Below are 23,661 nucleotides of genomic sequence, written 5' to 3'. Positions count from 1 at the left end.
CGTATCAAGGTACGACTTGCGCCGTACCTAAAAACCTGTTGTAGTACGAAAATCATCGTACCTAGACGCAGGGGGATTCATGAGGGCAGTTCTACCGGTCGTACTCGCAGCCCAGTTCGTCGTGCCGATGTCCATCTCGGGCACCGCCATCGCGCTCCCGGTGATCGCCGCCGATCTCGGCTCCGACCCGACGCCGCTGCAGTGGGTCGTCAACGGCTTCAACGTGTCGTTCGCATTGTTCACCCTGGTCTGGGGTGCGGTCTCGGATCGCATCGGCCATCGCGCGTCGTTCCGCATCGGCGTGGTGCTCACCGCCGCGGCAAGCCTGGTCAGTGCGCTGGCACCCTCCCTCCTGCTGCTCGACGCGGCACGCGTGGTCGCCGGCATCGGTGCCGCGGCAGTCCTGGTGGGTTCCACGTCGATTCTGTCGCTGCACTTTCACGGGACCGAACGAGCCACCGCCTTCGCACTGTTCGGCACGATCAACGGGCTCGGCCTCGCCCTGGGGCCCACGATTTCCGGACTGCTCGTTGCACTGGTGGAGTGGCGCGGAGTGTTTGCCGCCCAAGCACTCGTCCTTGCCTGCGCTGCGGTCGGCACACTGGCGTTGCCCCCTCTACGCACCGAGTCCCGCACCGACCGTCTCCTGGACTTCGCGCTTCTGCGCAACCGCCGATTCCTCGCTCTGTGCCTCGTCCCGGTTGCCGGAGCCATCGGCTTCGTCACCCTGCTCACCTATCTGCCCGCCGCCCTGAGCGCCGTCGCGTCCCTGACTCCCGGCCGGTCGGGGCTGTTCATGCTGGCGATGACCATCCCGGTTCTTCTCGCCCCGCTGACCGTCGCTCGACTGAGCCGCGTGTTCGACGCCGTGACCCCCACTCGCGTCGTTCTCGCGAGCCTCGGCTGCCTCGTGCTCGGCAACATCGGCATGCTTGCCCTGCAACCAGGCGTCCACCTCGCCGTCGTGGTGCTCCCGATGATTCTGGTAGGTCTCGGATTCGGGCTCCCCATCGGCTTGGTCGACGGCGAGGCACTCGCAGCAGTTCCACCACACAGCAGCGGCACCGCAGCGGGAGTTCTCAATCTGTTCCGCATCGGCAGTGAGGCCGTCACGGTCGCCGCCTATGCCTGGCTGTTGGCGTTCTTCGTCCGCGGGCAGGTGCCGAACGAGGCCGACGCCGATGCCGCCGCAGCCGGGCAGCCCGGATTTGCCGACGCCTACGCTCACGCCTTCAGCGAGGTGATCGGCCTCGTCGTCGTGGCTGTGGCCGTCACGGCGGCGGCGGTCATTGCGCTTTCCCGGACGGCACGGTCGGACGTATCGTCTGCGAATGCCTTTTCTGCAACCGGTGACCCTCGCTGACGATCTCGTGACTCTCGAACCGCTGAGCCACGACCATCTCGAAGGACTGTCCGACGCCGCCCGCGACGGTGAGTTGTGGAACCTCTGGTACACCAGCGTGCCGAAGCCCGAGGACATGGCGGCCGAGATCGATCGTCGGCTCGGATTGCTCGCGGCAGGCACCATGCTCCCGTTCACACTGCGCCGCAACGACACCGGCCAGATCATCGGCGCGACGACGTTCTGCAACGTCGACTCCGGCAACCGTCGCGTCGAAATCGGGTACACCTGGAATGCCCGCTCCGCGCACGGAACCGGCACCAATGCCGCGAGCAAACTGCTGCTGCTGACGCATGCGTTCGAGGAACTGGGCTGCATCGCGGTGGAATTTCGCACTCACTGGATGAACCTGCAATCGCGCACGGCGATCGCAAAGCTCGGGGCCAAACAGGACGGGATTCTGCGCAATCACCAACGCATGCCCGACGGTTCGCTACGCGACACGGTCGTGTTCTCGATCATCGAATCCGAATGGCCGGCCGTCCGCAACGAACTCCGCAGGCGAACCGCACGGTAGGTTGACCCCATGCGTGTGGACGGGCGGGACATTCCCGTAGCGGGAAACCTGCTTCAGCCATTGGTGCGAAGAACCAGCGACATCATTCGGGTCGTGTCGGCCGCTGTACTGCTGGGCCTGGTCATCGCCGGTTCGCTGATCACCAGAAATCAATGGGACGCGCTCGAGGAATCGGTCTCGAACATCGTCGGCGTACTCAGCCCCGACCAATCCAACACTGTGTACATCGTCTACGGCGTCTCCATTCTCGCGCTGCCGTTCGGAGTCCTGATCGGCCTGATCGCGGGCCGCAAGTGGAAACTCCTCGCAGGCTACGCAGCAGCGGCCTTGCTGGCAGCCTTGGCTCTGTCGATCACCGGCACCGGAATCTCCACTCCCACCTGGGACCTGGACGTTCCCGAGCGACTCGACACCTTCCTCTCTCAGTTCCTCGACGACTCTCGCTGGATCGCCATGTTGGCTGCAGCGCTGACGGTATCCGGCCCCGGCCTACCGGCGCGGTGGCGTCGGGCATGGTGGACGCTGTTGCTCGCGTTCGTACCGATGCATCTGGTCGTTTCCACCGTCGTCCCGGCCCGCTCGATGCTCGGTCTGGCCGTCGGGTGGCTGGTCGGTGCCATCATCGTGTTGCTGGTCGGTACGCCGGCTCTCGAAGTTCCGCTGGACGCAGCGGTCCGCCTGTTCCGCGGGCGCGGCGTCACCGTCAGCAGCTTCACCGTCGTCCGACCTGCCGGACCGGGTCCGCTGGTGTTGAACGCACACACTCCCGACGCCGATGTCGTGGTCGAGTTGTACGGGCAGAATCAGCGCAGCGGCGGCGCACTCCGACAGTTCTGGCGATGGATCACGCTACGTGGCAGCGAAACTGCGCCGTTGCACGCGTCCATGCGCAGGGCCGTCGAGCATCGAGCACTGATGGGTCTGGCCATCGAGAGACTGGGCGCGGCCGGCAGTCACCCGATCGCAGTCGCGGCACTCGATCGAGGGTGGACCTTGTACGCACACAGTCTGCCCCTCGGTGAACCGATCGAGGCCGAGCACGACGATGCCACCCTCAGCGCGCTGTGGTCGGCGCTCGGCACCCTGCACGAGAACCAGATCTCCCACGGCGACCTACGCCGAGACGAACTCCGAATTCTCGACGGCCGAGCTCTCTTCTGCGGTTTCGGCAATGCCGAACTCGGTGCGTCGGATGCCCAGATGCAATCCGACGTGGCACAGCTGTTGCTCACCACGGCAGACCTTTTCGGCTCTCGCCGAGCCGTTTCCACTGCGATAGACGTCCTCGGGTTCGACGCCGTGGTGGCAGCGTCGGGTCGATTGACCAAATCCGCAACTCCGCCTCGCATTCGCCAATCCGTTACCGACGCAGGCAAGACGATGAAGTCCGTCCGGCTCGAGGTTCTCGACCAGACCGGTACCGCCAAGATCGAGGCCGAGCAGGTCACACGCTTCAGCCGCAATCAGATCATCTCGCTCGTGTTGCTGATCGGATTGGTCTATGTCGCATACCCGTTCATCAGTGCGGTGCCTGCGTTCGTCACGGAGCTCGGTTCGGCGAACTGGTGGTGGGCTCTGCTCGGCCTTGCGGTCTCGGCCCTGACGTACATCGGTGCCGGAGCGGCGTTGTGGGCGTGCGCGTTCGGCAAGGTCAGCTTCTGGAATCTGACGATCATGCAGGTAGCCAACACGTTTGCAGCCACGACGACTCCTGCGGGTGTCGGCGGGCTGGCCTTGAGCGTGCGATTCCTGCAGAAGGGCGGTCTCGGCACGATCCGCGCGACGGCAGCTGTGGCACTGCAACAGTCGGTTCAGGTCATCACGCACATCAGTCTGCTGATCTTCTTCAGTGTCGTCGCCGGCACCTCGTCGGGTCTGTCGAACATGGTGCCCGGCAACACCGTGCTCTATCTGATCGCCGGCGCCGCTTTCGGTGTCGTCGGGACTTTCATGTTCGTGCCGAAGTTGCGACGGTGGCTGCGAGTTGCGGTACGCCCTCAGATCAAGGAGGTCCTCACCGAACTCGGTGAGCTCGCTCGCGATCCCAAGCGCTTTTCCATCATCATTCTCGGTTGTGCAGCAACGACGTTGGGCGCGGCCTTGGCCTTGTGGGCGAGCATCGAGGCCTTCGGCGGCGGCACGACGTTCGTGACGGTGACCGTCGTGACCATGATCGGCGGAACCTTGGCCTCGGCCGCACCGACACCCGGTGGTGTGGGCGCGGTGGAGGCCGCACTGATCGGCGGCCTCGCCGCATTCGGTCTGCCCGCCTCGATCGCCGTGCCGTCGGTGTTGCTCTACCGCGTTCTGACCTGCTGGTTACCGGTGTTCCTCGGATGGCCGACCTTGCGCTGGCTGACGAAGAAAGACATGGTCTGACGTACCGGCAGGCAGCGCAAATATCCGATCCCGACCTGGCCTGGGGTGGCACTGGTAGCGTTCGAGCGAGCCGGGGATTTTCCCATGAGAGGTATGCCCATTTCCAGACTGGGGACTGCGGTGACGGCCGAGGGCCGCACGCGGTACAGACCTGGGCTGGGGGGCCCGCGCGAGAGCGTCGACGACGACTACACCTACTTCGCGAGGACTGCGCGCGAACGTTGGGTGCGGTATTTCATCGGGACCCTGACCCTGATGTTCGGCCTGTGCGGGGTACTGATGGCGGCCAGCGGCATCCACTACGACGGCTTGGCGGGATTCGTCCTCGCGGGCTCGTTGACGACGATCCCCGTGGCGGTCGCGTGGTTCGTCAGACCGTGGCCGTCACCGCGGCTGGCCAACGCCTTCGTGTTCTACGCAGACGTCGGCATAGTGGCCATCTTGTTCAGCAGCACCGACCATTACGTGCCGCTGACCGGATGCATGATGTTCACCATCGTGGCGGTCTTCACCGTCATAGCCAGCTCGTATCGAGTGGTGTGGGCTCACCTCGCCGTCTCGATGGCGACGCTACTCACTCTGGCCGTCCTCGCGACGAATCAGGGAACGAACCCGTGGCTGGTGGCCGCGACCGCGGTCACCGTCGTCACGTTGTACCTCACCCCCCTGATGATGCGGGCGTACATCCGGCATCTACGTTCTCGGGCATCGGGTGCCGTCGTCGATTCCTTGACGGGCCTCTACAACCGGCGCGGACTGCTCGAAGCGCTCGACGACGTCGGTACCGCGTCCACCGACAGCGCAGCCGATCGAACCATCGGGGTCACGGTTCTCGACATCGACCGGTTCAAGGACATCAACGACCGCTTCGGTCACCCCACCGGGGACGCCGTCCTGATCGAGATCGCCGCACGGCTCACCGCCGCCGTCCCGAAGACGTCGGTGGTCTCGCGCCTGAGCGGAGACGAATTCGTCATCGTCCACATAGGTGTACCCGGTGAGATCGCGTCGACCGACAACAGGATCCGGTCCGGTCTCGACGAGAGCTTCTCCGGGCCGCCTTTCACCGCCAGTGCCGGTTCCGCCTCGGAACTGCTCGGGAGCGAACCGGTCACCCCCGCCGTGGTGCGCAAGCTGATCGCCCTGGCCGATATCGAGATGTACCGCAACAAGTCTCGACTGTCCGGGGACGACGGCAGTGCCCGCGGCAGCAGCCGAGGAACGCGAGCCGACATCCGCACCCGCATCGAGGACCTGATCTCGCGAGGCGGGCCGGACGTGGTGTTCCAACCCATCTGTGACACGGTCACCAGAGCGGTCGTCGGCTACGAGGCGCTCTCTCGCTTCCCCTTCGGCTACGGCTCGCCGACGATGTGGTTCCGGGACGCCACCAATGCGGGCATCGGACCGCTCCTCGAGGTCGCCGCCATCGACCGTGCACTTGCCGCGTCGGAGTCACTTCCCTGCGGAATCTTCATCTCCCTCAACGCATCTGCCGATACCATCCGCTCCACCGATCTGACCTCCACGCTGAAGCCGTTCCAGAAGGACCGCCAGTTCCACATCGAGATCACCGAGCACGAGCGGGTCGACGACTACCTGGCGGTCGCCCGAAGCATCGAATCCTTGCGCGCCGCAGGCATCTTCATTTCCGTCGACGACGTGGGTGCAGGCTTCGCCGGCCTTCGCCAGGTGGTCGAACTACGACCCGACACCCTCAAGGTCGATTACGCACTGGTGCACGGAATCGACACCGACGCGATCCGAAGAGCCGCCGCTGCATCGGTGATCGGATTCGCGCACGAGATCGGCTCCACGGTCATCATGGAAGGCGTCGAGACCGAGGCGGAACTGCGGGTGGCCGTCGAACTCGGAGCCGACATGGTGCAGGGCTTACTCACCGGACGACCACTGCCGTTGGCGGACACCGTTCGGTAGCGCTGCGCCGCACCGTGGCGGACCGATCTCAGATCGACGAGTCGGTGGTGAGCTTCGTCAACGTCGGTGCCGCAGCGAGCAACGGGGGCAATTCGGTGATCTTTCCCGGACCGGCGCGGAACTCGCGGTACTTCGCGTCGGCCTCGGCCGACTCCCATGTCTCGTAGGCAATGACGTGCGCCTCGTTCTCCTCGTCCACCCACACCTCCACTCCGAGGCAGCCGTCGAACGCACGAGTCTCGGCGAGTACCGTGCGCAGCAACGCACGCGCCTCGGCAAGAGACTCGGGCTTGAACGTCAGATCCAGCAATGCAACAAGAGCCATGTTCGCCATGGTAGTCATGTGAGCCGAAGAGCCAGGTAGAACTCGATTCTGTCCTCCAGTTTCGACAGATCACGCCCGGTGAGTTCCTCGATGCGCTGGATGCGATACCGGACGGAATTGACGTGCATGTGCAGCTGCTCGGCGCATCGCGTCCACGCACCGTTGGTGTCGAGGTACACCCTCAGCGTCGCGAGGAGATCGCTGTTGTGCTGATCGTCGTACTCGGCCAGCGGGTCGAGGAGCCTCGAGGTGAACATGCGTCGCACGTCGTCGGGTACGTTCGCCAGAAGTATTGTGAGCGTGGCCAATTCATCGTGTCCGACGACGCTGCAGTCCGCACCGCGACCCTCCGCGAGTCTGCGAGCGTAGCGCGCTTCCTCGATCGCGCTCCTGATGTCACCGGGAGCGGTGGGAGCGCTCACTCCGATCGAGGTTCCACTACCGAGCAGTCCGGAGTGCAGGGACCGGGTGGCACGCCGGAGGGAGTCGGTCTTGTCCGTACGAGCCTCCACCAACGCTACGGCCTCGTTCTCGACGACTCCCAGCGTGATCTCGTTCGGTGCCAGCAGTTCTCGCAGCAGCGGGCGCAGCTCGCCGAGGCGCAGTGTCTCTCCCGAGGTGGCGGCAACGATTGCTGCATAGCGTGTTTCGGTGTCGAGCCCGATGACGTGCATCTGGGCGAGGATGTCGGCCGGCGTCGCGCCCCCGAGGACCGAGCGCACGAACTCCTGAGCCAGGATGCCTGAGCCGGACACCCGGTCGTCGACGCGACCACGTTCGACGGAGACAATCGACGCCAGCTGACCGGCCAGTGACATCCTCGGCGTATCCCATGTCTGCCAATCGCTTTCGAATGCCACGAACCAGTCGACGACCCGCGGAGTCGCCTCTCCGTCGACCGGAAAGATCGACACTCGCTGCGCTCGGCAGTACCGCGGCAGGCGGACCGATGTCATGAACTCCTGGGCCACGGCTTCGGTGTCGGGTGGATTCTCGGATCCGGCGAGAACCCGCCCCGACGAGGTGACGACCCAGCAGTTCATGCCCAGATCGGAACTCACCATCTCCAGCAGCGGGCCCAGGCCCCCACCCGGTCCCGCGCTCGCCACGAGGCGTCGGTGCCGGTCGAGTACGAGACTCAGGTCCGACGCCCTGGCCGTCGACAACTGCCGAACGACGCTCTCGGTGACCGTGGCGAACGCGATGTCGGCCGGAACGCGAAAGAGCGGCAGACCATGTTCACGACAGGCCTCGACCAAGTCTTCCGGCACGACACCGCCGTCGGATGCGGCCAGAGCCGCGATTCCTGCTTTGGACACCGCGCGTACGAACGTCCTCGAATCCTCGGGTCGCGCCCGCCACATCAGACCGGTCAACACCAGTTCACCGCCACTGAGGTAGCGGCTCGGATCGAGCATGTCGGTGGTGACGACCCATCTGATGGTCGGGTCGAAATGCTCGGGAATCACGATCGGCTGCAGTTGCAGATCGGGAAGATCGGCCAGGTCACGCAATCTCACGGTGAATCGACCTCCTCTTCGTAGGATCCTCCAAAACCTACACTGTGATCGGCGTCATACTTCGTCGTTCCTGTCCCTCGTTCGCGGTGCACCCGGCGGCTGTACTGGGTGAACACGAAATATGGACAGCGAGCGGAGCACCGAACATGGATTTCCTGCGACCACAGACCTGGAGCGACGCGTTGGCCGCGAAGGCCGACGACGTCGACGTGGTGCCCATTCAGGGCGGCACCGACGTCATGGTCGAGATGAATTTCGATCTGCACCGGCCGGGCGGATTGTTGGACCTGAACCCGATCAGCGAGCTCACCGAGTGGCAGCAGCTCCCCGACGGCACGCTTCGGGTGGGGGCGGGCATGCCCTACGTCCGCATCATCGCCGAGCTCGGTGACAGGCTTCCCGGCATCTCACAGGCGTCCCGCACGGTCGGTTCGCCGCAGATTCGCAACCGCGGCACCGTCGGCGGCAACCTCGGCGGCGCGTCACCCGCCGGCGATCTGCACGCACCGCTGCTCGCCGCGGGAGCGACCGTGGAAGTCGAATCGACCGAGCGCGGTGTGCGAATGATTCCCGCCACCGAGTTCTACCTGGGCGTCAAACGGAACTCATGCATGCCCGACGAACTCATCCGCGCATTCCACGTAGCGCCGGCAGCGGGACCGCAGTACTTCTCGAAGATCGGCACCCGCAACGCGATGGTCATCGCCGTCTGCTCGTTCTCGATTGCACTGTTTCCACAGGAGGGCCGTGTCGGCACCGGTCTCGGCTCCGCTGCGCCGACGCCGCGTCGGGCTTACGATGCCGAGAACTACCTTGCGGCCGAACTCGACTGGGACGGTGCCCTCGATCCACGGGTGTCGGAGGAGTTCGGCCGATTGGTCAGTGCGGCAGCAAGTCCCATCGACGACGTACGAGGCACTGCCGATTACCGCAAGCACGCGCTCTCCGTGATGGCCCGGCGCACGCTGGGTTGGGCATGGCGAGACCTCACTGCCGCACGGAAGGTGGCCTGAACATGCGAGTCAACTGCACGATCAACGGAAAAGACATGGAAGCCGACGACGTCTGGGAGGGCGAAAGTCTGCTCTACCTGTTGCGTGAACGCATGGGACTCCCCGGATCCAAGAACGCGTGCGAACAGGGTGAATGCGGTTCGTGCACGGTCTATCTCGACGGTATCCCGGCCTGCGCCTGCCTGGTGGCGGCCGGACAGGTCGAGGGCCGTGAGATTCGTACCGTCGAAGGACTCGCCGACGGCGACAAGCTCGACCCGATGCAGGAGGCGTTCGTCGAGTGCGGTGCCGTCCAGTGCGGCTTCTGCACCCCGGGACTCGTGGTGCAAGCGCACGATCTGATCGAGCGCGTTCCCAACCCGTCGGACGTCGAGATTCGCGAATCTCTCGCTGGAAACCTTTGCCGCTGTACCGGATACGAGAAGATCCTGGATGCAGTTCGGCTCGCTGCAACACGAAAGGCCGAGGCCGAATGACCACTGTCATCTCGGGTGCCTACATCGCACCCGTCGTCGGAGAGGAAATCCCGAACGGCTATCTCGTCGTCGAGGGCACCACGATCAGCGCCATCGGATCGGGCCCGGCCCCGATCATCCCCGGTGCCGAGACGATCGACGCCTCCGGCTGCCTCGTCACCCCTGGACTCGTCAATACCCACCACCACCTGTACCAGTGGGCGTCCCAGGGCCTGGCCAAGGACAACACACTGTTCGAGTGGCTTGTCGCACTGTACAAGCCGTGGTCCAAGATGGACGCCGAGGTCGTCGGCGGTGCTGCCGCAGCCGGGCTGGGATGGCTGGCGAAGTCGGGGTGCACCACGAGCACCGATCACCATTACATCTTCCCCAAGGGCCGAGGCGACCTGTTCGCCGCCGAGATCGACGCGGCACAACGCATCGGCGTCCGATTCCAACCGTGCCGCGGCTCGATGGACCGGGGTGTGTCCGACGGCGGTCTGCCACCGGACGAGGTCGTCGAATCGCTCGACGACATCCTCACCGCCACCGCCGAAGCCATCGACACCTATCACGACGCCTCCTTCGGTTCGATGCTCCGCATCGCTGTGGCACCCTGCTCTCCGTTCTCCATCAGCAAGGAATTGCTCATGGAGTCCGCGGGGCTTGCCCGCGCCAAAGGTGTTCGCCTGCATACGCATCTGGCCGAGACCCTCGACGAGGAGGAGCACTGCCTCGCTCAGATGAACTGCACCCCGGTCGAGTACATGGAACAGGTCGGCTGGCTGGGTGACGACGTGTGGTTCGCCCACGCTGTGCACCTCCATGATTCCGATATCGCAAAGATGGCGGCCACCGGTACTGGTACCGCTCATTGCCCGAGCTCCAACGCTCGGCTCGGTGCGGGCATCGCCCGTATTTCCGATCTACTCGCGGCCGGCGCACCCGTAGGCCTCGGTGTCGACGGTTCCGCCTCGGCCGAGATGGTGCCGCTGGCCGGAGAGGTGCGGCAGGCAATGTACATGCAGCGAGCCAAATACGGTCCGACAGCCCTGACGGCGCGTCAGGCACTCGAGATCGGAACCCTGGGCGGCGCAACGGTACTGGGTCGTCAGAGCGAGATCGGTTCGCTCGAGGTCGGCAAGCTGGCCGACATCGCGATCTGGCGCACCGACGGGTTCTACTCGGCGGTGGACGACCCGGTCGTGGCGTTCGCGTACGGGCAGACACCACCGCTCGCGCGATTGATGGTGGGCGGTCGGACGATCGTCGAGAACGATGTCCTGACCAGCGCACCGCAGGACGAGATAGGCCGCGCCGGTGCCGATGCGCACCGTCGCCTGATGAAACTCGCGGAGGACGTACTGTGAGCGCCCCGACCACTACACCCCGGCAAGCTCCCGCCGACATCCCGGCCCCGGGGCTAGGCCGCGTCGGCGACAGTCCACTACGGCCCGACGGCACACTGAAGGTCAAGGGCGAGTTCGCGTATTCGTCCGACCTGTTCATCGACGGCATGCTCTGGGGCGCAACGCTGCGCAGCCCGCATCCCCGGGCGAAGATCGTCTCGGTCGACATCTCGAAGGCGCTGGCCACACCCGGCGTCGAAGCCGTACTCACGCACGAGGACGTTCCGGGACGCAAATGCTTCGGACTCGACCACACGTGGGACCAGCCGGTGTTGGCCTTCGACGAGGTGCGGCACGAGGGTGAACCGATCGCACTCATCGCCGCCGATCATCCCGAAACCGCCCGGCGCGCAATGGAAAAGATCGTTGTGGTCTACGACGTGCTCGAGCCTTTGACCGACGCTCGACGCGCGGCCCTGGATCCGGACTACCCGAAGGTGCAGGAACGCGGCGGAGTGGCGCGGCATCAGCCCGTGCGTGTCGGAAATGTCGCCGCCGCTCGGGCGACCGCAGACGTCATCGTCAGCAGCGACTTCGCCGTCGGAATCCAGGACCAGGCATTCCTGGGACCGGAATCCGGACTGGCCGTGCCTGCCGAGGACGGCGGAATCGACCTGTATGTCGCAACGCAGTGGATGCACAACGACCTCGCCCAGATCGGGCCGTGCCTCGGACTGCCCGAGGAGAAGATCCGGATGACGCTCGCCGGCGTCGGCGGTGCGTTCGGCGGTCGCGAGGACCTGTCGATGCAGATCCATGCGGCGATGCTCGCCATGCACACCGGCAAGCCCGTCAAGATCGTCTACAACCGCTACGAGTCGTTCTTCGGCCACGTGCACCGGCACCCGGCGCAGATGCACTACGAGTACGGTGCGACCAGCGACGGCAAACTCGTGTTCGCGGACGTCGAGATCATTCTCGACGGCGGCGCGTACACCTCGGCCACCCTCAACGTGGTCGGCAACGCGGCCTCCCTCGGCGTCGGACCGTACGTCATTCCCAACATCGAGATCGACGCGTACGGGGTGTACACCAACAACCCGCCGTGCGGGGCGATGCGCGGATTCGGAGCGGTGCAAGCATGTTTCGCCTACGAGTCGATGATGGACAAGCTCGGTGAGGCCTGCGGCATCGGACCGGTAGCGATCCGGCAGATCAACGCCGTCAGCCAAGGGTCGATCCTGGCGACCGGCCAGGTCATCGAAGCGCCGGCGCCACTCGCCGAGATGCTCGCCCGAGCCGAAGCTATGGAACTGCCTGCCCCGCTGGACGCGTCGGACATCAGGAATCTGCCGGGTGGGGCCTCACAGACCACCCACGGCGAAGGCGTCGTACGCGGGATCGGTTACGGCGTGGGGATCAAGAACATCTGCTTCTCCGAGAACTACGATGACTACTCCACTGCGCGCGTTCGCCTGGAGGTGATCGGCGGCCAAGCAACGGCATTGGTGCACACCGCCGCTGCCGAGGTAGGGCAGGGACTGGTGACGTTGGAAGCGCAGATCGCCCGCACCGAACTCGGCGTCACCAAGGTCGTCATCCACCCGGCCGATACCAAGGTCGGCAATGCCGGATCATCCTCTGCGTCACGGCAGTCGTACATGACCGGCGGCGCCGTCAAGACCGCCTGCGAGGCCGTCCGCGAGGCGGTGTTCGTCCTTGCCGGCCTGTACCTCGGCCGCGCCGTAGCGGACCTGAGCCTCGACGGCGGCAAGATCGTCTCGGCCACCGACGGTGTGCTGGCCACGATCGAGGATGTGCTCGGCGACCGCGTTATCGAGCAGACACGCGAATTTCACCATCGCCCCACCAGCGGAATGGATCCGGTCACCGGACAGGGCGCGAGCCACACCCAGCTCGCTCTGTGTGTCCACCGTGCGGTGGTGGACGTCGACGTGGATCTCGGGCTCGTGAAGGTGGTCGAGATGGCCGCTGTTCAGGACGTCGGCAAGATCCTCAATCGGCTCTCGCTCGAGGGCCAGATCCACGGCGGCACAGCTCAAGGGCTCGGTCTTGCCGTGATGGAGGAGATCGTCGTCGTCGACGGCCTCGTGAAGAACCCGTCGTTCACCGACTATCTGATCCCGACCATTCTCGACATGCCGCCCATGAAGCTGGACATCCTCGAGAACCCGGATCCATTGGCACCGTACGGCCTTCGCGGTGCAGGCGAGCCACCCACGCTGTCGTCCACGCCTGCCGTCGTCGCTGCCATCCGCAATGCCACCGGACTCGCATTGACCCGAGTTCCCGTCCGACCCGAACACATCATCAACCCCTGACTCATTCGATGAGACCTTCTCCAGCACAGCGGAACCCAACGCCAACTCCCCCGGCACGGTCACCGTCACACGCCCGGACTAGGTTGATCACGCCCTGGGAGGGCCGATCATGACCGATGTACACACACCCAGCACTCGCAAGAGCGGACGAGGGCGATCGAAAATCGATTCGTTCTTCGACATCACCGGCCGAGGATCCACGGTCTCTCGTGAGATCCGAGGCGGCGTCACCACTTTCGTGGCAATGGCGTACCTCATCGTCCTCATTCCGCTGATCATCGGTGATGCCCGCGACGTCACGGGTGCGACGCTCGACGCAGCGCAACTGTCGACGATGGTCGCACTGTCCGCCGGCTTGACGACGATCCTGATGGGAGTGGTCGGCAACGCGCCCCTCGCGATGGCAGCCGGCCTCGGCGTCACGCCGATTGTGGTGTTCCAGGCTGCCCCGTACATGACCTGGCCGCAGGCAATGGGTCTGGTTGTGCTCGAGGGCGTGGTCATCGTCGTCTTCGCCCTCACCGGTATTCGGCAGCTGATCATGGACGCGATTCCCTTGGTGCTCAAGCAGGCGATCGGCGTCGGAATCGGCGCGTTCATCGCGCTCATCGGACTGGTCGACGCCGGGTTCGTCGGTCACCACGAGGCGGCCGCAACCGCCGTGACCCTCGGCACTTTCGGCAAGCTGGCGGGCTGGCCGGTGTTCGTGTTCTGCGTCGGCCTGATCCTGATGATCATGCTGTTCGTTCGGAAAGTGCCCGGCGCGATGCTGATCGGCATCTTCGTCGCCACCAATCTTGCGATCATCCTGAACTCGGTGTTCGACATCGCCCCGGAGGCCTGGGGTCCGGTGGTACCGAAGGTGCCCGATTCCATCGTCGCCACACCGCAATTCGATCTGCTGTTCAACGTCGATCTGTTCGGCGGGTTCGCACGGGCAGGCGTGGTGACCGCTTCCGTCGTCTTGTTCACGCTCGTGCTCTCAGGGTTCTTCGACGCCATGGGCACCATCCTGGGCGTCGGTGAGGAAGCCGGGCTTGTCGACAAGCAGGGCAGGATGCCGGGACTGAGCCGCATCCTCACCGTGGACGGCATCGGTGCCATCGTCGGAGGTGCGATCAACGGATCCGCCAACACTGCCGTCGTCGAGTCCGCGGCAGGCGTCACCGAAGGTGCCAGAACCGGTCTGGCGAGCGTGGTCACCGGCGGACTGCTGACCAGCCTGATCTTCTTCACCCCATTGGCCGGGGTGGTCCCCGTCGGGGCCGCAGCCCCCGCGCTGGTTCTGGTGGGCGCGCTGATGATGACGCACGTACGCAAGATCGACTGGGAGAACACCGAAATCGCGATCCCAGCCTTCCTGACCATCGTGCTGATGCCGTTCACGTACTCGATCACCGTGGGAGTCGCAGCGGGCGTCATCTCGTACACCCTCGTCCGCCTCGCCAAAGGAAAAGCACGCCAGACGCATTGGCTGCTGTACCTGATGTCGGGAATCTTCCTGATCTACTTTGCCCTGCACCCCATCGAAGAAGCATTGGGAATCTCGTAACGTGAAAGAGATCGTCGATCGTCTCACCGCCTGGGACCACGCAGGTGTTCCCTACGCGGTGGCGACGGTCATCGCGGTATCCGGAAGTGCTCCACGGCTTCCGGGTGCCGCGATGGCGGTCTGCGCCGGCGGAGAGGCCGTCGGCAGCGTCTCCGGTGGCTGCGTCGAAGGCGCGGTGTACGAGCTGTGTCGCGAGGTTCTCGAGACCGGCGAATCCAAGCGGGAATCGTTCGGCTACAGCGACATCGACGCTTTCGCAGTCGGTCTGACCTGCGGGGGTATGATCGAGGTGTTCGTGCGCCTCGGCCCTTCCCGGGCAGTGCTCGCGGCCATCGCGTCGGATGCTGCGGTGGCCACGGTGACGATGCTCGACGGCTCCGGACAGTCACTTGCGGTCTCTTCCTCGGCAACCATGGGCACGACCGGTTTTTCCGACGTCGACGCAGTGGTCGTGGGTGAGGCGCTGGCGATGTTGGACTCCGGGGGCACCGGCATTCGGTCGGTGCGGTGCAGGCCGGATCTCGACGTATTCGTGCAGTCGTACGCCACTTCCCCGCGGCTGCTGATCTTCGGGGCCATCGACTACGCCGGCGCACTCGCCCGCGTGGGCAAGTTCCTCGGCTATCACGTGACGGTATGCGACGCGCGCCCCGTGTTCGCCACTGCTGCACGGTTTCCCGACGCCGACGAAGTAGTCACCGAATGGCCGCACAGCTACCTGGCACGGACGGCCGTCGATGCCCGGACGGTGATCTGCGTGCTGACGCACGACGCCAAATTCGATGTGCCGCTACTCGAAGTAGCTTTGCGACTGCCCGTGGCGTTCGTGGGGGCTATGGGATCGCGCAGGACTCACGACGATCGCGCGGCCCGGCTGCGCGACGTCGGGTTGACCGAGCAGGAGCTCGCACGCTTGAAGTCTCCGATCGGCTTGGACCTGGGAGCCCGAACGCCCGAGGAAACTGCGCTGGCCATCGCGGCGGAATTCGTCGCCGTGCGACGTGGAGGTAGTGCGCTGCCACTGACACGTACGGCCGGCCCGATTCACCACGACGGAATGAATGCGAAGTACGCGTAGACCCCAGTGGTGCTGCTTCGTCATCACCATTCGGCTCCTGACCGGCCCGTCCGAGGCCCCCCCGAAACACCCACTCCGAAACGGATATTGCCTGCTCGGAGCCCCTGAAGTGAGCGTTTTCGTTTCTTGTCGGTGGCCTCGGTTACTGTTTGCCTTGTTCGAACAGGCGTTCTTGTTTCGGGTCACCGGGGGGTGAATGGGGATGGCAGTACCGACCGTGTCACTGGAGGCGTTGACCGCTGCCGCGCGTGAGGAGAATCGGCAGGCTGCCCGCAAGATCTCCGCCTGCTACGACGTCCATCGGAGCTGGATCACCCTCGACACCAAGCACAAGCATTACAGCCGGTACGGGCGCACCGAAATGGCCATCGCATTGGGATGCTCCGCCACCGTCGCCGAATCGTATGTCTCCGTCGCCGTCGCCTTGCATACCCGACTGCCACTGCTGCGGGCAGCATTCGAGACCGGTGAGATCGACCTTGCGCGGGTGCGGACCGCATGCCGGATCCTCGACAACCTCTCCGACGAAATCGTTCGAAGGGTCGAGGACGAGATCGTCGAAGCAGCCCGCCGGTCGTCACCAGGTCCGCTCGAGAAGGAGATCTGGGACATCCTGGTGCGCGTCGCACCCGAGGAAGCAGCCGCACTGCGGGAATTCGCGAAGAAGTTCCGCACCGTCACCTACACCCCCGCCGGGGAACTCACCCGGATCCGAGCCGAGCTGACCGCCCCCGAAGCCGCCGCCGCATGGCAACTCCTCGAAGAAATGGCCGACACCCTGTGCCCGAAAGACCCCCGCGGCAAGAAAGAACGCCTGTGTGATGCGTTCATGGCCCGCATGCACGGTGAACCCCGACTGGAATGCCTGTGCCAACGCACCGACTGCCCGAAGAAAGATGCGGCATTGCCGGATCGGCGGGTGCCGTTGACGATGATCACCGTCGATATCGCCACCCTCATTGGGCTGCTCGCGAACCCGGCGTATCTGGCCGGGCACGGATCGATCGACCCCGACCTCGCGCGAGAACTCGCACGCAACAGTCAGTGGCAGATCCTGCTCACCGAAGCAGTCACTCTCGCAGAGAAACTCGGACTGGCGGAGCAGAACCCGGAGACCGGGGAATGGGAACGACGCTCGGACAGCGAGGAGGCAGGGACTGCAGCAGGACCCGAGACGGGAACAGTTGCGGAAGCAGACGCAGACGCAGGCGCAGGCGCAGATGTGGATTCGGATGCTGATGGCGATGGGGGAATGGGATCGGCCACGGATTCGGGCAGGGAGGCTGATCTGTCGACCGAACCGACTTCGGCCAGTTCACCGGGGAATACGTCGGCAGCGACACCGGAACCAGCGGCACCGGCAGACGAGGTCGACGAGAACGGTGAGTCCGAGGGGAACGGCGACTCAGGACCTGTAATTGCGACCGACCCGTCGGCAACTCCCGACCCAGGTGCCTCCGATCCTGTACGACCGCACGCCGCAACTGGCGCTCCAGCACCGGTGACCGACCCGCCAGCGGACGCACCGTCGGACACCGGCCCTGATACAGCTGCATCGTCTGAACACCCGTCGGATTTACGATCATCCGCGGAACAGGCATCGCCGGCAACGGATATCACACCGAACTGTTCGGAATCACGCTCTTCCACAACACCATCCGGCGCAGCAACAGCCGATCCGACGCCAGTTCTTGAATCAGCAGCGGCCACCGTGTCATCGCCCACTCCGAAGCCTCCAGTCGAGCAGGGTTCGTTACCGGATCCAGTCCCCGCAGTCACTGGCCCGACCGACCCGGCACCGGGCGACGATCGACCTCAGCGTCGCCTGCAGTCACTGACCTCAACTGCAGCCCTGTTCTGCACCCACACACCCGTCGGCAGAGGCACACGGCACAGCTCTGCCCTCGACCTGCCCTCCGCAATCCGGCGCAACCGAACCGTCCACACAGCAGGCCACACACCCTCCGGCATCTACCTCGGCACCGCCTCCCTCGCCGCTGCACTCGAAGCCGCCATCGCCGCCGACCCCACCCTCGGCACATCAGTACCCCGCGACCCCCTCACCGACCGGGCCCTGATCTACCGACCCGATGCCCTCACCACCGCAGCAGTTCGCCTCCGCGACCGACACTGCCGCTTCCCCGGCTGCCACCGCCCCGCCGACCGCTGCCAGCTCGACCACATCATCGCCTTCGACCACGCCAACCCGTTAAGCGGCGGCTGGACCACCATCGACAACCTCCAGTGCCTCTGCGAATACCACCACACCGGCAAAACCGCCGGCTACTGGAAAGCCGTCATGCTCCCCGGCGGCGCGATTCTGTGGACATCCGCCTCGAAGACCACCCGAATCACCCTGCCCGCCAACGGAACAGCCGTCCCCATCATCGGCAACGACCTCAGACCGCACATCCCCACCAAACCCAGACGATCCGGCATCATCGCCTACCCCGACCCACCCGACAACCAAAAACCCGAGACAGACGACAAGGCAGCACCGCCGTTCTAGTAGCGCAACAGCAGACGCCCGGTCGAGGATTCCGACCCCGCGATCCATGACCGTCGCACCACACCCGACAGGCCCAGTCGATCGTAGGCAGTCACCGGGTTGCGGTGGTACAGCTGCGCAACGTCGACGGTGAACTTCTCGTCAGGCGCGAACACGACAAGGTCTGCAGCACTGCCGATTTCGATTCGCCCTCTATCCGTCATGCCCACTTGGTCGGCCGTGTTGGTAGCCATCCACCGCACGATGTCAGTCAGCGTGAACCCACGGGCACGCGCCTCGGTCCACACCGCAGCCAACGACACCTGCAACGACGCGATCCCACCCCACGCATCGCCGAAGTCCCCGGTATCGAACCTCTTCAGATCCGGAGTACAGGGGGAGTGGTCGGTGACGATGGTATCGATTGTGCCGTCGAGCAAACCCTGCCACAGCGCCTCTCGATTCCCGGCCTCGCGGATCGGCGGGCAACACTTGAACTGCGTCGCCCCCGCCGGTACGGCCTCGGCGGCGAAACACAGGTAATGCGGACATGTTTCGACGGTCACCCGAACCCCGTCGCGCTTCGCTGCCGCAATCATCGGTAGCGCGTCCGCGCTCGACAGATGCAGAATGTGCACCCGGCACCCCGTCTGTCGAGACAGCGCGATCACCTGCTCGATAGCCCGGTTCTCGGCCGCTCGCGGACGCGATTCCAGAAACCCGGAGTACTCACGGCCCGCCGCGGGCGGTGCCTCGGCGATGACCTCGGCGTTCTCGGCATGCACGATCATCAGCCCGTCGAACGACGCGATCTCGATGAGTGCCTTCTCCAGTTCCGGCAGCGTCAGCGGCGGGAACTCGTCCACGCCCGACGCCAGCAGGAAGCACTTGAATCCGAAGACTCCTGCATCGTGCAACGGCCGCAGCTGATCGACGTTTCCGGGAACTGCACCGCCCCAGAATCCGACGTTGACGACCGACTTCTCGGCCGCAACCTTTCGTTTGATCTCCAACGCCGCGACATCGACAGTGGGAGGAATGCTGTTGAGCGGCATATCGACAATGGTCGTGATACCGCCCGCTGCTGCGGCCCGGGTAGCGCTGGCGAACCCTTCCCACTCGGTGCGCCCCGGCTCGTTGACGTGGACGTGGGTGTCGACCAAGCCGGGCAGTAACACCTCGTCGGGATCGAGTTCCACCACCAGTGCGGCATCGGGAACACCCGCATCCACAAAGTCGATAGCCACGATCCGCCCGTCCCGAACGGAGATCGAGGCCGCGACCTCCTGTCCGCCGATCACCGCTCGGGAAGCACGAACAACCAGATCAGACTGCACTGGAGGCACTTTGGAGCTCCGAGGACTTCCATGCGACATCTGCGGCGTCGAGCGCCTCGGCGTCGAGTTCACCGAACAGCCGCAACCGGGACAGTCCGCCGTCGGGGTACACATCGAGTCGCAGGTGCGTGTAGGCCTCCGATTCGTTCAGCAGGAAGCGATGACGGGTGTCCGGCTGCACGGCGGTGCGCGCGAGTATCTCGGTCCACGCCGTCGGGTCCGTGATGTGACGGCGACGAGAATCGATGGCGCTGAGCCGAACCCACCCCGGAGCGTTGCCGACGTAGTAGCTCGTGTCGACCTCGACATGGCGGGGTGCGCCGGGTGCCGCGAGGGCGAACACTGCGTAATCGTTACCACCGTTGCGTCGCCGAGAGTTCTCCCAGCCCTCACCCATGTTGCGTGCACGTCCGGGCAGGATGATGTTGGCAGGAGACGAATAGAAGGCATCCGAGCAGTCGGTCAGCCGCGCGCCGTTCTCGGCCGCCAGCAGATCGACGGTGCCGGCGAGGAAGCGAGGATCCTGCACCACCTGACCGTGCACGCGGAACCGAGCCACGCCGCCGTCGGGGTAGATGGACAGGCGTACGTGCGTCCACCGGTGCCGATCGGCCACCTCGTACATGTTCGCGGTGTCGCCGACCGCGGGGGACTTGTCGACGATGGTGTGCCAATCTGCCTTCAGCACATCCTCGATGGACGGATAGCCCTCGATCGACGCAGCCTCGACGGACACGAACGGGGGGTAGTTGCCGGTGAAGTGAGCGGTGTCGACCACGACTCCGTGCACTGTGCCCGGAGCTCCCAGTCGGACGATCGCCCAGTCGTGGCCACCCTCGTCACGGCGACGCCGAGTCTCCCACCCGTCGTATACCTTTCCCTTGTGACCGAATTCGGCCGGATCGAACAGCGGGGCGTCGGGCTTGATCAGGTTCTCGCGTTGGGCGAACAGTTCGTCGTTCGCTGCAGACACACTGCCGCCGAGGGCTCGGGACGCGAGATCGGTGAGAGTTGTGAAGTTCATGCTGGTCATGAGGTTCCTTCCAAAATGAGTGTGGTGGCCACTGTTCGGCCGACCTCGTGCAACAACCGGGCTGCGTCGCGCATGGAGATTCGAGGGTCAGGCTCGAGATCGGCCAACGCATAGGAGGCAACGATCCCGTGAGTGCGCAACCGGTCCAGGCCGATGACGCTGCGTCCCGCGACGGTGATCACCGAAACGCCCGTATCCCGCGCTGCATGAGCGACACCGATCGGTGCTTTGCCGTAGAGGCTCTGCTCGTCGAGTGAGCCTTCGCCGGTGACGACCAGATCCGCGCCGGCCAGGGCACCAGCGAAGTCGATCAGCTCGAGCACGGTGTCGATACCCGGCTTGGCGACCGCACCGAGTACAGCGATGGCACCGAACGCCGTGCCGCCTGCCGCTCCGGTCCCGGTCAGACCGCTCACATCGCGCCCGATTGCGTTGCGCACCAGGTGCGCCCACTGCCGCATCCCGTGCTCCAGATACAGCAGTTCCTGCGGTCCGGCACCCTTCTGCGGTCCATACACCGCTGCCGCTCCGGTCCGGCCGAGCAACGGGTTGTCGACGTCGCAGGCCAACTCGAACACCGCATTCCGAGCCGACGGCAACAGACCGGACACATCCAGGTGCACCGCGCCGCGCAACGCACCGCCTCCGCGCGCGACGTCGTTGCCGTCGGCGTCGAGTATCCGTGCGCCCAGTGCCGACAGCATGCCGGCCCCGCCGTCGGTGGATGCGCTGCCCCCGAGCCCGACGACGATACGGCCTGCACCGGCCTCGAGCGCGTGCGCAATGACCGTGCCCAGGCCGAATGTGCTGGCTCCCAGCGCATCCGATCGACCACCCGGCAGGATCTCGAGTCCCACGGCCGACGCCAACTCGACGACCGCGTCGTTGCCGCGACGAGCGTAGGACGTGTTCACCGGTTCACCGGTCGGGCCTGGGCAGGTCACTGCGATCCGGTCCCACCCGGCGGTGACGGCAGCATCGACGGTGCCGTCACCCCCATCGGCGACGGGTAGGCACACCGTCTCGAGCGACGGATCGACCGAGACCAGACCTTCGGCCAACGCGCGAGAGACCTCGGCCGCGGACAGCGAGCCCTTGAACTTGTCGGGCGCCAGCAGAATTCGCGTCATCTCTAGTCCAGCAGGAGCAGCGCGGTGGGCGCGTCCGCCGACGTGTTGGCCAGTTCCTCGAACTCACCGACGTTATCGATCTCGGTACCCATCGAGATGTTGGTGACCCGCTCCAGAATGATCTCGACGACGACGGGAACCTTGTGCTCGTTGGCCAGAGTCCTGGCCCGCACGAGCGCCTCACCGATGAGCTCGGGCTCGGTAACGCGAAGCGCTTTGCACCCCAGGCCTTCTGCCACCTGCACGTGGTCGACGCCGTAGCCCTTGGGGATACCGGGCTGAGTGTCCAAGGTGTCCTGGTGGTTGATGTTGTCGAATCCCAGCTGGACGCAGAAGTCCATGTCGAAGGCGCGCTGCGCCTGCCGGATCAGCCCCAGATACGAGTTGTTCACCACCACATGCACGTACGGCAGGTTGAACTGCGCGCCGACGGCCAGCTCCTCGATCATGAACTGGAAGTCGTAATCGCCGGACAGGGCAACGACATTCGCACTCGGATCGGCGGCCACCGCACCCAGTGCCGCGGGGATCGTCCAGCCGAGCGGGCCGGCCTGCCCGCAGTTGATCCAGTTGCGAGGCGAATAGACGTGCAGGAACTGACCGCCCGCGATCTGCGAGAGCCCGATGGTGCTGATGTAGCGGGTGTCGCGATCGAAGACCTTGTTCATCTCCTCGTACACGCGCTGAGGCTTGATCGGCACGTTGTCGAAGTGAGTACGCCGATGCATCGTGCGCTTACGCGTCGCGCAGTCGTCGACCCAGCCGGACAGATCGCGCAGAGACCCTGCGGCACGACGTTCCTCGGCGACGGCCACGAACTGCTCGAGGGCCGCCTTGGCGTCGGAGATGATGCCGTAGTCGGGTGCGAAGACTCGTCCGATCTGAGTGGGCTCGATGTCGACGTGGACGAACTTCCTTCCCTTGCGATATGTCTCGAGACCACCGGTGTGCCGGTTGGCCCAACGGTTTCCGATGCCGAGCACGAAGTCGGAGGCCAACAGCGTTGCGTTGCCGTATCGGTGTGCGGTCTGCAGACCGACCATGCCTGCGGCAAGGCGGTGATCGTCCGGGATGGTTCCCCAGCCCATCAGGGTCGGGATGACCGGAACGTCGAGGATCTCGGCGAGCTGCACGAGCAAGTCCGACGCATCGGCGTTGATGATGCCGCCGCCGGCCACGATCAACGGGCGCTCGGCAGCCAGAAGCATGTCGATGGCCTTCTCGGCCTGAGCACGCGAGGCGACGGGCTTGTGCACGGGCAGCGACTGGTACGTGTCGGGATCGAAGTCGATCTCGGCCAGCTGCACGTCGATGGGCAGATCGATCAACACCGGTCCCGGACGACCGGACCGCATCAGATGGAACGCCTGCGCAAATGCACCGGGAACCTGGGCCGGCTCGAGCACCGTCATCGCCATCTTGGTGACGGGTGCCGCGATCGACGCGATGTCGACGGCCTGGAAGTCCTCCTTGTGCAGCCGCGCGACCGGGGCCTGGCCGGTGATCGCGAGGATCGGAATCGAGTCGGCCATGGCCGAATACAGCCCGGTGATCATGTCGGTACCGGCCGGACCGGAGGTACCGATACAGATGCCGATGTTGCCCGGAGCTGCCCTGGTGAAGCCCTCCGCCATGTGTGAGGCACCTTCGACGTGGCGGGCCAGCACGTGGCGGATGCCACCGTGATTGCGCATCGCCGCGTAGAACGGGTTGATCGCAGCACCGGGCAGCCCGAATGCGGTTGTTGCACCTTCGAGTTCGAGAATTTTCACTGCGGCATCGGCCGCGCGCATCCTGGCCATG

The 23,661-nt window shown here is 65.1% G+C and carries 17 protein-coding genes; 11 read left to right on the top strand and 6 right to left on the bottom strand.

Annotated features, from left to right (window positions below):
* Positions 1-79 precede the first annotated feature (79 nt).
* The 4 genes from CH275_RS08880 (at position 80) to CH275_RS08865 (ending at position 6,236) form a co-directional block, all read left to right on the top strand.
* On the top strand, positions 80-1,363 hold the full coding sequence (locus CH275_RS08880) for an MFS transporter (protein ID WP_094677103.1): 1,284 nt from the start codon (positions 80-82) through the stop codon (positions 1,361-1,363).
* Positions 1,332-1,919, top strand: a complete 588-nt coding sequence (locus CH275_RS08875; protein WP_094677101.1) for a GNAT family N-acetyltransferase — start codon at positions 1,332-1,334, stop codon at positions 1,917-1,919. The genes CH275_RS08880 and CH275_RS08875 overlap by 32 nt, the downstream gene beginning before the upstream one ends.
* Positions 1,920-1,928: 9 nt before the next feature.
* Complete coding sequence (locus CH275_RS08870; RefSeq protein ID WP_094677099.1) at positions 1,929-4,298, top strand: lysylphosphatidylglycerol synthase transmembrane domain-containing protein; 2,370 nt, start codon at positions 1,929-1,931, stop codon at positions 4,296-4,298.
* A gap of 93 nt (positions 4,299-4,391) precedes the next feature.
* Positions 4,392-6,236 carry a bifunctional diguanylate cyclase/phosphodiesterase gene (locus CH275_RS08865; RefSeq protein WP_256990929.1) on the top strand — a complete coding sequence of 615 codons (1,845 nt, stop codon included), beginning with the start codon at positions 4,392-4,394 and terminating at the stop codon, positions 6,234-6,236.
* 28 nt (positions 6,237-6,264) lie between these two features.
* Here the strand turns inward: CH275_RS08865 and CH275_RS08860 are convergent, their stop codons facing one another.
* Both CH275_RS08860 and CH275_RS08855 read right to left on the bottom strand, forming a co-directional pair.
* Positions 6,265-6,561, bottom strand: coding sequence for a putative quinol monooxygenase (locus CH275_RS08860; protein WP_094677381.1), 297 nt, complete (start codon positions 6,559-6,561; stop codon positions 6,265-6,267).
* Positions 6,562-6,575: 14 nt separating this feature from the next.
* Positions 6,576-8,081, bottom strand: a complete 1,506-nt coding sequence (locus CH275_RS08855) for a PucR family transcriptional regulator (protein ID WP_256990928.1) — start codon at positions 8,079-8,081, stop codon at positions 6,576-6,578.
* A gap of 146 nt (positions 8,082-8,227) precedes the next feature.
* Here CH275_RS08855 and CH275_RS08850 point away from each other — a divergent pair, with 146 nt between their 5' ends.
* From CH275_RS08850 to CH275_RS08820, 7 genes are all read left to right on the top strand, one after another.
* A complete protein-coding gene (locus CH275_RS08850; protein ID WP_094677379.1) occupies positions 8,228-9,094 on the top strand; it encodes an FAD binding domain-containing protein in 867 nt (288 codons plus the stop codon).
* 2 nt (positions 9,095-9,096) lie between these two features.
* Positions 9,097-9,570 carry a (2Fe-2S)-binding protein gene (locus tag CH275_RS08845; RefSeq protein ID WP_094677097.1) on the top strand — a complete coding sequence of 158 codons (474 nt, stop codon included), beginning with the start codon at positions 9,097-9,099 and terminating at the stop codon, positions 9,568-9,570.
* Positions 9,567-10,919, top strand: coding sequence for an 8-oxoguanine deaminase (locus tag CH275_RS08840; protein WP_094677095.1), 1,353 nt, complete (start codon positions 9,567-9,569; stop codon positions 10,917-10,919). Before CH275_RS08845 ends, CH275_RS08840 begins: the two co-directional genes overlap by 4 nt.
* The gene (locus tag CH275_RS08835; protein WP_256990927.1) at positions 10,916-13,240 is read left to right on the top strand and encodes a xanthine dehydrogenase family protein molybdopterin-binding subunit; all 2,325 of its coding nucleotides are present in this window, start codon (positions 10,916-10,918) and stop codon (positions 13,238-13,240) included. Before CH275_RS08840 ends, CH275_RS08835 begins: the two co-directional genes overlap by 4 nt.
* Positions 13,241-13,349: 109 nt before the next feature.
* Positions 13,350-14,792, top strand: a complete 1,443-nt coding sequence (locus CH275_RS08830; RefSeq protein ID WP_094677093.1) for an NCS2 family permease — start codon at positions 13,350-13,352, stop codon at positions 14,790-14,792.
* Between the two features lies 1 nt (position 14,793).
* A complete protein-coding gene (locus tag CH275_RS08825) occupies positions 14,794-15,870 on the top strand; it encodes an XdhC family protein (protein ID WP_218828760.1) in 1,077 nt (358 codons plus the stop codon).
* Between the two features lie 202 nt (positions 15,871-16,072).
* Complete coding sequence (locus CH275_RS08820) at positions 16,073-18,379, top strand: DUF222 domain-containing protein (RefSeq protein WP_179276047.1); 2,307 nt, start codon at positions 16,073-16,075, stop codon at positions 18,377-18,379.
* On the opposite strand, the gene allB is transcribed toward CH275_RS08820, so the two are convergent.
* From allB to gcl, 4 genes are read right to left on the bottom strand one after another with little or no spacing between them, the layout of a single operon-like run.
* Positions 18,376-19,734 carry an allantoinase AllB gene (gene allB / locus CH275_RS08815; protein ID WP_094677089.1) on the bottom strand — a complete coding sequence of 453 codons (1,359 nt, stop codon included), beginning with the start codon at positions 19,732-19,734 and terminating at the stop codon, positions 18,376-18,378. The genes CH275_RS08820 and allB overlap by 4 nt on opposite strands.
* Positions 19,685-20,728, bottom strand: coding sequence for an allantoicase (alc, locus tag CH275_RS08810; RefSeq protein WP_094677087.1), 1,044 nt, complete (start codon positions 20,726-20,728; stop codon positions 19,685-19,687). Before alc ends, allB begins: the two co-directional genes overlap by 50 nt.
* Positions 20,725-21,858, bottom strand: coding sequence for a glycerate kinase (locus CH275_RS08805; RefSeq protein WP_094677085.1), 1,134 nt, complete (start codon positions 21,856-21,858; stop codon positions 20,725-20,727). The genes alc and CH275_RS08805 overlap by 4 nt, the downstream gene beginning before the upstream one ends.
* A gap of 2 nt (positions 21,859-21,860) precedes the next feature.
* Positions 21,861-23,660 carry a glyoxylate carboligase gene (gene gcl, locus CH275_RS08800; protein WP_094677083.1) on the bottom strand — a complete coding sequence of 600 codons (1,800 nt, stop codon included), beginning with the start codon at positions 23,658-23,660 and terminating at the stop codon, positions 21,861-21,863.
* Position 23,661 lies beyond the last annotated feature (1 nt).

The organism is Rhodococcus sp. 06-235-1A (genome assembly GCF_002258785.1).
Taxonomy (GTDB): Bacteria; Actinomycetota; Actinomycetes; order Mycobacteriales; family Mycobacteriaceae; genus Rhodococcoides.
The sequence above is the reverse complement of the archived record's forward strand: the minus strand, read 5'-3'. Positions and strand labels throughout refer to the sequence as shown.